This window comes from Enterovibrio norvegicus FF-33 (assembly GCF_000286835.2).
Taxonomy (GTDB): domain Bacteria; phylum Pseudomonadota; class Gammaproteobacteria; order Enterobacterales; family Vibrionaceae; genus Enterovibrio; species Enterovibrio norvegicus_A.
Window position 1 is genome coordinate 2329751 of sequence record NZ_AJYD02000038.1, and the last position, 14267, is coordinate 2344017.

Annotated in this window: 9 protein-coding genes and 2 pseudogenes; 8 read left to right on the forward strand and 3 right to left on the reverse strand. The window is 45.3% G+C overall.

The genetic code is table 11. The features are described 5' to 3' along the window. Positions 1-63 precede the first annotated feature (63 nt). The 3 genes from A1OO_RS18420 to A1OO_RS18430 form a co-directional block, all read right to left on the reverse strand. Entirely contained in the window at positions 64-1968 is a 1905-nt protein-coding gene (locus A1OO_RS18420; RefSeq protein WP_017004015.1) for a toxin-antitoxin system YwqK family antitoxin, read from the reverse strand. A gap of 4 nt (positions 1969-1972) precedes the next feature. After that, positions 1973-4249: a hypothetical protein gene (locus A1OO_RS18425; RefSeq protein WP_017004016.1), complete on the reverse strand. Its 2277-nt coding sequence runs from the start codon at positions 4247-4249 to the stop codon at positions 1973-1975. A gap of 637 nt (positions 4250-4886) precedes the next feature. Next, a complete protein-coding gene (locus A1OO_RS18430) occupies positions 4887-5483 on the reverse strand; it encodes a TetR/AcrR family transcriptional regulator (RefSeq protein ID WP_017004017.1) in 597 nt (198 codons plus the stop codon). A gap of 201 nt (positions 5484-5684) precedes the next feature. Between A1OO_RS18430 and A1OO_RS18435 the strand changes: the two genes are divergently transcribed. The 8 genes and pseudogenes from A1OO_RS18435 to A1OO_RS18460 all read left to right on the forward strand — a co-directional run bounded on the left by A1OO_RS18435 (position 5685) and on the right by A1OO_RS18460 (position 14222). Continuing rightward, the gene (locus A1OO_RS18435; RefSeq protein WP_017004018.1) at positions 5685-6806 is read left to right on the forward strand and encodes an efflux RND transporter periplasmic adaptor subunit; all 1122 of its coding nucleotides are present in this window, start codon (positions 5685-5687) and stop codon (positions 6804-6806) included. A gap of 3 nt (positions 6807-6809) precedes the next feature. After that, a complete protein-coding gene (locus A1OO_RS18440; protein ID WP_017004019.1) occupies positions 6810-9860 on the forward strand; it encodes an efflux RND transporter permease subunit in 3051 nt (1016 codons plus the stop codon). Positions 9861-10151: 291 nt separating this feature from the next. Continuing rightward, positions 10152-10802, forward strand: coding sequence for a hypothetical protein (locus A1OO_RS18445; protein WP_017004020.1), 651 nt, complete (start codon positions 10152-10154; stop codon positions 10800-10802). A 539-nt stretch (positions 10803-11341) separates the two neighbouring features. Next, a pseudogene (locus tag A1OO_RS23845) lies at positions 11342-11503 on the forward strand (alpha-amylase family glycosyl hydrolase); the annotation flags it as partial. Between the two features lie 250 nt (positions 11504-11753). After that, on the forward strand, positions 11754-12290 hold the full coding sequence (locus tag A1OO_RS18450) for a hypothetical protein (RefSeq protein ID WP_017004021.1): 537 nt from the start codon (positions 11754-11756) through the stop codon (positions 12288-12290). Positions 12291-12455: 165 nt separating this feature from the next. Continuing rightward, positions 12456-12530: pseudogene (locus tag A1OO_RS23850) on the forward strand (transposase); the annotation flags it as partial. 304 nt (positions 12531-12834) lie between these two features. After that, a complete protein-coding gene (locus tag A1OO_RS18455) occupies positions 12835-13323 on the forward strand; it encodes a hypothetical protein (protein ID WP_241819176.1) in 489 nt (162 codons plus the stop codon). Between the two features lie 467 nt (positions 13324-13790). Then, complete coding sequence (locus A1OO_RS18460) at positions 13791-14222, forward strand: DUF3592 domain-containing protein (protein WP_241819178.1); 432 nt, start codon at positions 13791-13793, stop codon at positions 14220-14222. The last annotated feature ends 45 nt before the right edge of the window (positions 14223-14267 follow it).

Here is a 14267-nt window from a genome sequence, read left to right on the forward strand (position 1 = left end):
GGGCTTCACGTTGAAAATGGCACCCTTTGGGATGCCAAGATATTGCACGTGCTATGTCTATGGTTACTTGTCGTCACGAAACAGGAATGACGACGAGTCGTCTTCGTCATCGCTCCGCACATATTTACCCATGTCATAACGTTGCGTCTGGTAAATATGGCCATCGGTTCCATAAGTGTCGACATCGCCATCCAGCTCACCATCGACATAACGCTCAACGCGTTTTACATCGCCGCTTTCGCCAAAGTAGTAGAATGTTCCATGCTTACGACCTTGAGTATCAAACTGCTGGCGACCCAATTCATAACCCGCCGCTGATTGCGCAAACCACTTTCCGATTTTATTGCCCTGTTGATATTCGCCTGACCAAAGCACAACATCGTACTCATAGTCTTCTTGATGTTGCCATTGGCCGTCTCTTTGACCACCAACATAGTTCCCCTTAGCGAGTAACATGCCTTGGTTGTTATAGTTTTCGGTCAAGCCATGACGTTTGCCATTGAGGTAATGCTCCGACGTGGTTTGCTGACCACTCGCGTTCACCTGGGTCAGTTCGCCATGTAATTGGCCTTTGCGGTTGTAGTTCTCAGTGCGTACGGTGCCATCGAAGTGCATAACCCAAACACCGCTTTTCTTACCCTGATGGTAAGTGCCGCTTTCTACTGGTTCACCCGTTGACGAAACAACAAGGCGCTTGCCATGGCGCACCCCATGTTGGTAATGGGTCGTTTCTATGTTGTTTGTGTAGACATCCAATTGGATAAAAGCCTTGTTTCGTTTACCGTTAACCTCTTCCGAGCGACGAGTTAGCTGGCCATTGTTGTCGAAGCGCTCTTCCAACTCCCACTTCTTCTGAGCATTGGTTTGAATACGCGAAATCAGCACACCGTCGCGATATTTCTTCTCATCGCTGATTTCTCTTTGGTTGGGGTAAGAAGCCACATATTCATAGTTGATGTCACCATCTTTGTTGAATCGAAGTTTGGACGTGACATCGCCATGATCGTTTATGATGGACTCTTCTTGCAGAGCATCAGTTTGATCGAAATAAAAGCGCTGAGTACCGCGCTGTTTTCCTTTAACGAGGTGGTTAACGCGCTCTAGGTTGCCCGATTCATAATAGTGAGTCACCGCACCGTGTTGTTTTCCCGCAACGTAGTTTTCTTCATAGCGCAATTTGCCTTCTACATACCAGCCACGAACAACACCATGCTTCTGCCCCTTTCTATATGGCGTTTCTAAGTACACGAACCCCTTTTCGTTGTAGGAATAACCCACCCCTTCTTGCTTGTCATTTACATACGGGAGCTGATGCGAAAGTTGGCCGTTTTTATAGTAGCTAGTGTATTCGCCATGCACTTTATCCATCTTGTAGTGGACCTTGTAACGAATGGCTCCACTCGGGTAGTAATACCATTGAACGCCATCGGATTTCCCATCCACAAAGTGAAAGCGGTGTGACACCGTTCCATCTGCGAAGTAATGGATGTTCTCTCCCTCTTTGATGCCATTACGATTCGTATACTCTTCTTCAACGCTACCATCTGGATAGAAACTTCTATTTATTCCGTGCCTTTTACCCGCAAGAAAATCAGCTTCTTCAATTAGCACGCCGTTTTCGTCATACAAACGGGTTAACCCTTCGTACTGCCCCTTGTCATTGCGGCTACCCGTTGTCAGTAGGTTTCCATTTTCACGATAGATCTCATAGTCACCCACCGATTTCCCTGTAGAGATATCAGCGCTATTCAAGGTGCCTTTGAAATTGAGTATTTCACCACCTTGAAAATAGACGGAGACGGGCCATACACCATCACTTTCAACCATAGGTTCAGCAAGATAATAGCTAGCTTCAGGCTCAGAACTGACAATATTCCAATCGACATCAAGCCAAACTGGGGCAGCCCAAGTAACTGTCGCACTTAATAACGAAACGAGGGCAAATATGCGGATTAATAAGTACTTCATCGTCTTATCCTTTCGCCAGCGGTGGGAACATTGTCACGAAGACTCTCTCTAACGGCTCACCCTCCACACTGAAGTGCTCAATGCGAGAAATTTTGCCTGACATTTTGATGTAGGTTCCATCAAAAAGAGCCTCTGAAAGCGGGCTATCGCCGGCAGTCAGCGCTTTGCCATATCGATCGATGGGTGACAAAGGTTCACCATGTTTATTGTAAATTCGGTATCCGCTGATGAACTGTTTCACTGATTGCTGAGGGTCAAAACCGGCTACCTTACTCACATCAATCAGCCAAGGAAATGGACTCGGGGCAAGCGCCATCTCTTCCCATGACGGCGTTCCTTCACACGATAAACGCGTTGTGATTTCCATGTCATAGAAATAGCGTCGTATGCCATCTGGCGTCGTAAATTGATACGCCGTCGTGTTGTCTTCAATCTTTGTCGGCCCACCCGCTACGTCATTACTGGTTTTCGGTTGCGGTTTCCATACCAAAGGATGGCCGCTAACGTGCGGCGTATTATCAATACTAAATTGGCACACGTTCTCCCAGACATAAGGCAGTGCAACAACCGCGTTGTGAGGAGATTCGGTATCGATGTGCAGGTCATTATTAAAATCAAACGTTGATTCTTGCTCGCTTGACGTTGCCAGGTCTTTCACGTCAAACAAATAATTATCTGAAGGCACTATACCCATAGGCGGCATTTCAGCACTGGACAAGAACCACGCTTGATCCCAAAAAACCACTTCACGTGTAAAACTCGGTACGTCGCTTTGACTATGCACAATGAAGGTCACTTCAGTGGGTGCTGAAAAGAGCTTCACTGCAATAACATTCTGTTGGAGAACTGAATTTCCTAAGAAGCTAAGCATTTGTTTTGAACTCGGGGCCAACCACGACGGGAGGTTAGGATCTGATGGGAAGCTGATTTGACCTTGAAGTCCGCCGACAGTTAACGCTAATCGGCTATTAACAGTATTGGTATATTCAAGTCGGTACTCATTTTGTGTCCCAGCAACCAAAGTGGCAGTGAGCGTTATCTCTCCCAACTGGAATGTTTGTGTTTTCCCGCCTGTCCACGGTACGTTGTAACGTGTCTCCGAAACGTTGTAGTAATCAACGAAGGCAGCCACCGTTTCCAGGTCATTTAGCTCTCGCTCGATCTGCCAACCCAAGGGCTGAATATGCGCTGAGACATTCATCCCTTCATCAATGAATTGTTGATCTAGCGGTGCAGCAAATTTCACGTCGGTAGGTTGACCGTCGATATAACCTCTAACATCGCGGAACGCGATTCGCCCGATCTGTTGCTGTTTAGCTACGTCCGTCGGGTACGCAAGGCGAAAACCCGCCTCTTCTTCAAGCAACATACCGCGAGGATAAGGTAGGACGTCCTCCGCAGTCAGCATCTCGTTTGTTGGCTGCCCCTTAGATAACGGAACAATATCAAACCAATGCTGCTCTTCATCGTAATAGGTGTTGTAAAAAATCTCAGCGAAAGTCCCTACCGATTCATCTTCAGGGTGCATGGCAAAAGCGAATTGCGTCATTTTGGTTTTGCCATAAACCTCTACGGGAATATTCATCACAAGAAGCATCTTTTCTAACCAACCGGTAGATCGATTGATTTCGATTTGACCAAACAGCTGTTTTCCTAAAACGTTTTGTTCTACCGAAGAAGCCTCTGTGCCTTTAGAAGACATTGTCGCAAACACCGTTTTTTCAGAAACACTCTGAACCGTCAATGTGACAGGAACGCCTTTAAAGTCCGTCAATTGCACTTCGCTGCCAGCTTTCACCGGAATGGATTGGATGAACCCCGGCGCGTTAATGGTTGATTGCAAGCTGTTCATCAAGATCTGACCACCCCGCTTAACAAACGACTCCCACTGGTCTTTATTTCTTGCGGTAAAGTCGGTCAGTTCTCCGCTTTCCGAATTCAGCGAAACATCAAAGCCAGCGCTAAATATTTTCTGTATCTGCGGGTTACGTTTGGACGAATCGACACTTGAAAAACCCGAATGCCCTGTCGAAAATTGCAAGTGCTCAGGAGTAATATGCAAGCTCAGAGCATCTCCCGTTTGTTCCACTTTATAGTGAAGTAAACTCTCACTGAGCATCACTGTTTCGGGGTTAGTCGCCACATCGCGAGTGGTATGTGCATATGCCCAGTAGCGTTTTTCATCACCTATTTCTGGGGAAAAAGTGACAGATTCACCACATGCTGTCAGGGTGAAAATAATCGGTAATAAAAGAAGCTTTAAATAATTATGTGGATACATCCATATATTCCATAACGAAGTAAATAATCAACTCGAACCAGCAAAATAAAAGGTAAGTTAAATTTCTGGCCAAGCATTTTAAAATGCGTGAAAACGTTATTTAGTGACGCTAACACCGGCGAAGAGAAAACTGTATCTGCTTTCTATCCTGATTCTGTAAGCTACCCAGCTTTAGCTCGCGTAAGATATAGCCCCGCGCTAACAGACGTTCCTCAACGCGCGCTATATTTACACCACAAAATATTGATTTAAAACTCGCTTCTAGATTTCTGCGCTGACTTCAAAGATTGCACTGCACCTAAATGAAACCGGCCAAAAAACACACATTTTTTAGCGAAAATATTTAACATTTACGATAAATACAACAGGCCAACTTTAAAGTGTTACATAACATGTCAAAATGAAATAAAACATGTTGAAATACCATTAGAACAGTGATGAAAAAGAAGGTGAAAATATAATTAACACACTGTACGAACAACTATCTTTATCTAGAAAGCAAAAAAAAACCTGAAGGCCGAAAGCCATCAGATTTTCATCACTGTCGATTTAAACTAACGCGTTTTTGTTTAGCCCGCAAAATCACTCGAGTGTAAACACTTGGTTGGCCTGACTTACTTTTCAAAGAGTTCTGCCTCTACTCTACCCCACACGCCCCCAACACCACATTGACAACATGCTCAATATTGTCGTCGATGTCCTTTCCTTCTGGGATAGCACGCATGTCGAAAACTTGTGGCCACAGGAACATGCCGTTGAACAGGCTCGAATAGGTGTTAGTGAAAAGCTCGGGGGTCATGTTTTTAAGCTTGCCCGCTTCTAGTCCTTCAGCAAACCATGCCGATAGTGCTTTGGCATTATAGAGCTTGGAAATGATGGTGTGCGCCATGTCAGGTTGGCGCAGAAACTCGATCAAGATGACGCGCGTGAGCGGAATGCCGTAGGAGTGATAAAGAATATCGACTTCCTTTCGGCTAATGGCTTTTAGCTGTTCATACGCGCTGATTTCTGGGTCAAACGGATAGCTGACGGTTTCATCGATCGACGCTTGAATGATAGCGAGCACCGATTCAAACAACACCTCTTTACTTTCAAAATGGCGATACAGCGTGCGCTTAGACACTTCTGCCGAGGTGCATACCCTGTCCATGTTCGCTGCGATAAAACCATATCGAATGAATTCTTCTCTCGCCGCATTGATGATGGCCAGACGTTTTTGTTCCGAGCGTGTCATTACATTTCTCCGTTTACCGACACACCAACTTTAGCAAGGCAGATCACCAAAGTATACTTTTGAGTTTACCTTTTCGGAAAACATGCATAAAATAAACTCCAGAGTTTACTTCTAGGCATTTGAACGCACCAGAAGTCACCAACAAACACAAAAACCTTCATACAGTGGTCGCGCCTGACCCTTCTTTCTAAGGAGAAAAAGGTGAACATGGTTTCTAAAAAGTCTGCATTGGCAACATTCAAAGCCAATACCCTCGCTGCGAGCATCGCGGTGTCTGTACTTCTATTGAGTGGATGTGGCGAGAAAGAGGTTCAGCAAATTTCTGCACCTGTGATTAAACCAGCCCTTACCGAACTCGTATCTGCGCGTGCCAGTGATGAACTGAGTTTCAATGGCGTGATCCGAGCGGCAGAGCGTGCCGATTTGGCGTTTCGTGTTGGCGGCCGTCTCACCGATGTGTTCGTGAAAGAAGGCGACCAAGTAAAAGAAGGTCAAGTGCTAGCAATGCTCGATGCGCGTGATGCGAAAACCGCGTTGGAATCGGCCAAGCTAGAACTGAAAAACACCGAAGTTGAATACCGCCGTGCGAAGGCGATTTTCGACAAAAGCCAAGCCATTTCGAAAAGCGATTTGGACGCCATTACTACGCGCTACGACTTAGCGAAAAACCGCGTCGATGACGCCACGCGTCAACTTGAATACACCGAGTTGAAAGCTCCATTCGATGGCATCATTGGTCGTAAATTCGTCGATAACCACGTTCAAATTCAAGCCAACGAAACCATTGTTGCTTTGCATGATTTGAGTGATTTGGAAGTCGTGATCAACATTCCTCATAAAGTGATGTTATCTGGCTTGAATCAAACCAAAGCCATGGCCGAGCTTTCCGCCATTCCGGGTCAACAATTCCCGCTGGTTTTGCGTACTTACGCCACCGAAGCCGACCCTGTTTCCCAAACCTACCCTGTCGTCTTGGGCTTTGATGATTTGAAAGGCTTCCGCGCTTTGCCGGGTATGGCAGTAAAAGTTGTCCCTGCTGACGCGAGCGATGGTCACGAGCAAGCGCAGATTTTGACGGTGCCGCTGACTGCGGTTGTTCCTGATAACCAAGGCAAACAATTCGTGTGGGTGATCAACGCCGACAACCAAGCCGAAAAACGCTTTATCGAAGTGGGTGCATTAAGCAAAAACCGCATCGTGGTGAAAAGTCACCTCGCGCAAGGTGAGCGTGTGGTGATCGCGGGTGTATCGAGCATTCGCGAAGGGTTGGAAGTGCGTCCTTATACCGACAACACGTCTACCAAAAACAATGGCGGAGCGTAATCGATGGACTTAGCACGCATCACCATCGCCAAACGCACCAGTGTTTGGGTATTGATTGCCCTCGTACTGCTGGGTGGCTACATCAGTTACTTAAAGCTCGGGCGCTTTGAAGATCCCGAGTTCGTTATCCGTCAGGCCGTGATCAACACCGCTTACTCGGGTGCAACCGCACAAGAAGTGTCAGACGAAGTCACGGACGTGATTGAAGGCGCGGTGCAATCGCTTCAAGAACTCAAAGAGGTGAAATCCGTCTCGAAGCAAGGCATGTCCGAAGTCACGGTCGAAATCAAACTCGAATTCGCCAACAGCGCGGCGGATTTACAACAGGTGTGGGACAAACTTCGCCGTAAGATTTCAGACGCGCAGCGACAGCTCCCTCCCGGTGCTGGCCCTTCTATCGTCAACGATGATTTCGCCGACGTATATGCCCTCTTCTTTGCCGTCACTGGCGAAGGGTTTACCGACAAACAGCTGCAAGATTACGTCGATACCTTACGTCGTGACTTAGTGCTGGTACCAGGCGTCGCCAAAACCGCCACGTTAGCCGAGCAACAAGAAACCATCTTTGTTGAAATCTCCAGCGAACGTTTAGCGAAATTCGGCGTATCTGCGGAGAAAGTCTACCAAGTGCTGCAAAAGCAGAACATGGTGACTGTGGCTGGCAGCATCGAAACCGATGCCATGCGCATTCCGGTGATCCCAAGCTCAAGCATTGATTCGTTCGCTGACTTGAAGAACCTGCAAATCGCCGTCGGCAACAACAATACCGTGCTGCGTTTGGGCGACATTGCCGACGTCACGCGCGGCTACAAAGAACCGGCATCTATGTTGATGCGCTACAACGGCGAACGTGCGATTGGCTTTGGTATCTCCAATGTCACTGGCGGTAACGTTGTCGACATGGGCGATGCGGTAAAAGCGCGCATTGCAGAGTTGGATGACCAACGCCCATTGGGGATGGAACTGCACGTTATTTCCATGCAGTCCGACTCGGTGCGTGATTCTGTCACCAACTTCATTGATAACCTGATTGCCGCTGTTGCCATCGTCTTTGTCGTGTTGCTGCTGTTCATGGGCGTGCGCTCTGGCGTGATCATCGGCTTCGTTTTGCTGCTGACCGTCGCGGGCACACTGTGCGTGATGTTGATTGAAGACATCGCCATGCAGCGCATTTCATTGGGTGCGTTGATCATCGCGCTGGGCATGTTGGTGGACAACGCCATCGTGGTGACAGACGGTATTCTGGTGCGCTTCCAGCAGAACCCAGATGAAGACCGTGAAACCATTGTTTCAGAGGTGGTGAATGCCACCAAATGGCCACTGCTTGGCGGCACTGTCGTCGGTATCTGTGCGTTCAGTGCGATTGGTTTGTCCCCTTCAGACATGGGCGAATACGCAGGTTCCCTGTTCTGGGTGATCTTGTATTCCATGTTCTTGAGCTGGGTGTTTGCCGTCACCATCACGCCGATGCTTTGTTTGGATTTCCTCAAAGTGAAAGCGGTAAAAGCCGACCAAAAACCGGGCCGCGTTGTGACCGCCTACAAAGGCTTGCTGCAATGGGTATTGGCGCACCGCGCAGTAAGTTCGTTGATGTTACTTGGCACACTCGCCACCGCGATGTGGAGCGTGCAATTCGTGCCACCGGGCTTTATGCCAGAATCACAACGTGCGCAGTTTGTGGTAGATGTTTACTTGCCACAAGGCTCTGATATCAAGCGAACCGAAGCGCTGGTTGCGAACATTGAAAAAGATGTGCAAGCCAAAGAAGGCATCACCAATATCTCTAGCTTCATTGGCGGCGGTGGTTTGCGTTTCATGCTGACCTACGCACCCGAAGCGCGTAACCCAAGCTACGGTCAATTGCTGATCGACATCGACGACTACAAGAAGATCGCGCCACTGCTTGGCGAACTGCAACACGCGCTTTCTGTGAAATACCCAGATGCGTCTATCAAGGTATGGAAGTTCATGCTTGGTCGCGGGGGCGGCAAGAAAATTGAAGCAGGCTTTAAAGGCCCAGACAGCGCTGTGTTGCGTGAGCTGGCTGAAAAAGCCAAAGCCATCATGCTTAACGATTCAAACCTGATTGCCGTGCAAGATGATTGGCGTCAGCAAGTGCCAGTGCTACGCCCTGTTTATTCCGCGGAAGAAGCACAGCGCTATGGCTTGACGACACAAGAGATCAACCAAGCGATTGCGCAGACCTTGTCAGGCCGCAATGTTGGCGTGTACCGCGAAGGTAATGATTTGATCCCGATTGTAGTGCGCTCGCCAGAAACGGAACGTAACCATCAGCGCGCGATTGAGAACACCGAAGTGTTTAGCCACACCGTCGGCGGTTTCATTCCTGTTAGCCAAGTCGTGGAATCGGTCGATGTGGTGTACCAAGATGACATGCTACGTCGTATTGACCGCACCCCAACCATTCTGGTGCAAGCTGACCCTGCCCCAGGCGTGTTAACGGCAGATGCGTTCAACAAGGTTCGCACGGAAATTGAAGCCCTCGAATTGCCCGCAGGTTATACCCTGAAATGGTACGGCGAATACAAGGCATCAAAAGACGCGAACGAAGGTTTGGTGATTTCAGCGCCATACGGTTTTGCCGCGATGATTTTGTCCGTCATCTTCATGTTCAATGCCATTCGTCAGCCATTGGTTATTTGGTTAACTGCACCACTCGCCATCATTGGTGTGACGGTCGGTTTGATCATCTTCCAAACGCCGTTTGAGTTTATGGCGATACTCGGCTTCTTGAGCCTGATCGGGATGATGGTGAAAAACGCCATTGTGTTGGTCGACCAAGCCGACGTAGAAATCAAAGACGGAAAAACCGCCTACCACGCGATTATCGACGCCGCACTCAGCCGCGCAAGGCCGGTATTGCTGGGCGCATTAACCACCATCTTAGGTGTCGCTCCCCTTTTGGTAGACCCGTTCTTCAAGAGTATGGCCGTCACCATCATGTTTGGCCTGCTGTTCGCGACAATCCTAACCTTGGTGGTTATCCCGTTGTTCTATGCCATCTTCTTCCGTGTGAAGATGGAAGCGGCTTGAGCGCTAAAGCTGAAATGTAGAAAGCAAAACGCCACGTGATTACGTGGCGTTTTTGTAGGTGCTTAAAGAACAGCCGCTTTGCTCGAAAGTGTGTTGGAGAGCTGACTTTTTTACGCATCAAGTTGCGCAAATTACTGTACTATCAGCAGTATGAATGCACAGTATGTAATGCTGTTCAAATGAACGGCATTATGAATATAGTGAAAAAGCAAATATTTAGGTCGGGATGCCTGATTTTGGACAAAACGGGCAAGTTGCTCGCTGAGAAGTTGTTATGGGTTAGTGGTAAGTATGAATATTTCCGAGAAAAATACTCTATCTGTCTTCGAAGTTTTGGGTATATCGTTAAACAAGATCGCAGAGTCACACAGCAAAACGCCTGACTTCGAGGCAAAGCTAGATGGGAATCGAATCTTGGTCGAAGTTAAAGAAATACGTGAGAATCCGGATGAGAAAGAAGTATTAAATCGCTTTAACGAAAATAATTTAGTTTCAATGTCGGTTAACCTAGATGGGAAGCGATTTCAAAAAGCTCTTTCTGAAGCAAATCGTCAACTAAAAGGCTACTCGAATGCAAAAGATTTTTGTGTTGTGGCGATCGAAGATGTTCGAGAATTTGCTGTTCGCTCTGAGTCACCTATATTCGAACTTCATCAAGCTATGTTTGGCGAATATATCTCATGGCTAGGCATTGATGATCGAACTATTTGTATTGATAGTCACGGTAAATCACGTGCCTTGAGTTATCGGAAAAACACAAGCATTTCTTGTGCTGTTCTAGTATTCGGTAGCAAACAACTTACTGAAATTTCCGCAATTTGTATTCATAATAAATTTGCAAAAAATCCATTTCCTGAAGGTGTATTTGCTAAAGCTGGGTATCGAGAATATAAGTCAGAGCTTATCGAACAAAGAGAACAGTTAGTGGAAATTAACTCATAACAGATTTTTCAAGAGTAATTCGGCACTTGTGCATTGTAGAACAAGTGAATTGAATAGCGGGGACAGGCACTTTTAGAAAATAAAAATATTATCAGTTGCATACATTCAGTGCCCTCAAGCTCTAAGACGCCTAGTAAATATGAATGGTTGCCTTTTGAACGATATCCTTTTCATTTTGTTTGATTGCCAACCATTTTGATTACTAATGACCAAACCCCGTTCATCTCTCATCAGTATCGACGCAACTCCTTACTATGGCGAGATAGCGGGGACAGGCACTTTTAGAAAAGTACTATATTATCAACTGTATACATTCAGTGCCCTCAAGCTCAAAGACGCTTAGTTAAGATGAATGGTCGGCCTTGGAACGATATCCTTTTCATATTAATATCGGGGACAGGCAATTTTAGAAAAGCACAATATTATCAATTTCATACATTCAGTGCCCTCAAGCTCAAAGATGCCTAGTAAAGATGAATGGTTGGCTTCAGAACGATATGCTTTTCATATTGTTTGATTGCCAACCATTTTGATTGCTAATGACTAAGCCCCGTTCATCCCTCATCAGTATCGACGCAACCCCTTACTATCACAGCGTTTCACGTTGTGTTCGGCGATCATTTCTTTGTGGGTATGATGAAAAAGCCCAGCAATCCTATGAACACCGCAGAGGGTGGATTGAGAAGCAACAAATTTCACTAAAGGTTGAATCCATCATATTAATTGTCAATCATATTTAAAACACCAATTAATTAGTTTTTTAATTGTGGGACACTGACTTTTAAACGTTTCTTGTATAATCTAGTCATCAAGAACCTGTAATTCCTTTCACTTGAACGTGTTGTTATCGAGACACATTCAAGCAAAACACGACACTATACTTCCTTTTCGTTGTTTATTAAAAATTTTTATAAAATCCAAATGTTACATCATTAGGCAAAGGAGTAGATAATGAAAAAGTACATTCCCCATATAATCAGCATGGCTGCATTTTCCATATCCCTGTCAACATTTTATTTGACATTTCACATGGAAAATAATGTTGATATATTTATAGCTAAATACTTAGAGGCAGGCCCAGATAGCACTACTGGTAACCATGTTATAACAGTACCACTTACATTCACTAATAGAGGGGCGGTGTCTAGTGTGGTTCAGCATATGGACATTCTAGCCGAACATTTACCAACCGGAGATACAGAAGTTTTTTCTGCACGTTTTTTTAGAAAACACAATATAATTGAAAGTGGTTTCGTTCCAATTTCAATAAATGGAAGAAGTTCTTATTCTAATGTAATTGCATTTTACGCTCCGGATGATGGAATTAAGATCATGGGCCGCCGTGGGACTTATTCCCTAACGCTACATGCATACAATACTTTGGATTCAAAACCATTTTACACAAAGAAAATCACATATTCGACAACGGAAACTGGTCTGAGGAAATTTAATAACGGATGGAATTATGAATTCAGCGCTTCGAACTAGTCATTTTGCCGGAACAACGGGGACAGGCACTCTTAGAAAAGCACAATTTTATCAGTTGCATACATTCAGTGCCCTCAAATTCAAAGACGCTTAGTAAAGATGAATGGTTGCCTTTTGAACTATATCCTTTTCATGTTGTTTGATTGCCAACCATTTTGATTACTAATGACCAGACCCCGTTCATCTCTCATCAGTATCGACGCAACCCCTTACTATCACTGCGTTTCACGTTGTGTTCGGTGATCATTTCTTTGTGGGTATGATGAAAAAGCCCAGCGATCCCTTAGCAACGTTTTCCAAGCAATGGCAGCTAGAACATATAAACTGTGAATCACTCCGTATGCCTCTGACATAAAAGACTAATTAGCGCGAGATACTGTTACCATCACTTTGAATATTCAGTTATCGGGCGAACAACTGAAGGTAAGCCACAGATGTATAGAAGCGAGAGTAAGAGGACATTTTGCAATCAACGCAAGAAACTGACCTTACTTGAATACGCCACCTTCAGTAAGGTTGCTATGTGTAGAAAAGGAATATTGAATTGCTAAAACAATGGATGAAATTACTAAGCGCGTTCACCTTGGGCGCAGCATTTTGCTTTACCATTGGACTCTATTTCGTCAGTAATATCGTAGACCGTAACAATGAACTGATTTCAAAAATGGCGCAAGGCCAACTAGATTTATCCCGATACTCTTATAGCAATGAAGCAAATGAAATCATAAAAGCATCTAACGCCCTCGCCATTGAATCGTCTTGTGACGGAGAACTTTCGTCAGATATACCCGAAGCACTCTCTTTAACTAGCTTATTTTTGGGTACTATCACACAACAAACATCAAAGACTTATGAGCAGTCTATAGCGACTGCGCTCATCGTTCAAAGTCACCTTCGGGATAATGGCAAAATTGAAGCCGCCGACTCGCTTCTTGTCGCAATGAAAAGTTACTGTGAGGCAAACATCAACATTTTCATGAGCTGTGAAAAAATAGATAACACCCTACCGAGCTCTCAGCCAGATTGCGGATAGAAAATCAAAACAACGGAAAGGCGGAATAGCGTGGACAAGCACATTAAGAAAAATATTATCAGATACATTCGTTCAACACCCTAAGCTCAAAGACACTTAGTAAAGATGAATGGTTGGCTTTGGAACAATAAGCTTTTCATATTACTTGATTGCCAACCATTTTTATTGCTAATGGCTCATCAGGCCTCAACGCTACCCATTATTGCCTCCACAACTCTGCCTTACGTTTTCTGTCCATGGGTTTGGTGAGATTTGGTCGGGCAAGTGCTCGTTATCACAGCGTTAGCACAAAGTTTGCGACGAAAGCCGTGCAATTACGTGAATGTGAATTTTGGCACCCAGTTAATATAGAAGTCTGTTTTCTAGAAATTATTGAATAGATGTCTAAAAAGTACCTACGTATTCTATTGATACTACTCTTTTCGCCAATGTTCTTGCTTCTCGTGTATGTCGCTGTTGGCACGCCGATGAAGATTGGATATGGGTGTTATATTTCTAAAAACTGGAATGCGATTCCAGCAAAGATAATTCATGCCGAAGTCGACTCTTTGAAATATCAAGATACGAATGGTCGCTGGAAAACCTCCTACTCTCCCAAGGTTTCATATGAATATAACTATAATGATACGGTGTATGTAGGCAATCGTTATTCATGGGTGAAATCATATGATAATGATGAGCTACACGATGCAGCCAAGAGGCTTGTGTATAGAAAGCAGAAAGAGAAAGAAATAACAATATTCGTTAATCCCGCAAAGCCTAGTGAGGCTGTTGTCGAAAGGATGTGTGATAGTGGCGCTTTCAAATCATATACGTTTGGAGGCGTTTTTATATTTTCCATCGTCAGTATATTTATCGCTGCATTTTTATTTTCAAGACGAAAAAGACGCAATCATTAATGATGTAACAACTGGGATTGGTACTAATCCCCACCACCGCATCCT

What these genes read in the sequence shown, in the direction of transcription:
- A1OO_RS18420 (WP_017004015.1), bottom strand. Translation starts at nt 1,968, where the DNA reads ATGAAGTACTTATTAATCCGCATATTTGCCCTCGTTTCGTTATTAAGT.
- A1OO_RS18425 (WP_017004016.1), bottom strand. Translation starts at nt 4,249, where the DNA reads ATGTATCCACATAATTATTTAAAGCTTCTTTTATTACCGATTATTTTC.
- A1OO_RS18430 (WP_017004017.1), bottom strand. Translation starts at nt 5,483, where the DNA reads ATGACACGCTCGGAACAAAAACGTCTGGCCATCATCAATGCGGCGAGA.
- A1OO_RS18440 (WP_017004019.1), top strand. Translation starts at nt 6,810, where the DNA reads ATGGACTTAGCACGCATCACCATCGCCAAACGCACCAGTGTTTGGGTA.
- A1OO_RS18445 (WP_017004020.1), top strand. Translation starts at nt 10,152, where the DNA reads ATGAATATTTCCGAGAAAAATACTCTATCTGTCTTCGAAGTTTTGGGT.
- A1OO_RS18450 (WP_017004021.1), top strand. Translation starts at nt 11,754, where the DNA reads ATGAAAAAGTACATTCCCCATATAATCAGCATGGCTGCATTTTCCATA.
- A1OO_RS18460 (WP_241819178.1), top strand. Translation starts at nt 13,791, where the DNA reads ATGAAGATTGGATATGGGTGTTATATTTCTAAAAACTGGAATGCGATT.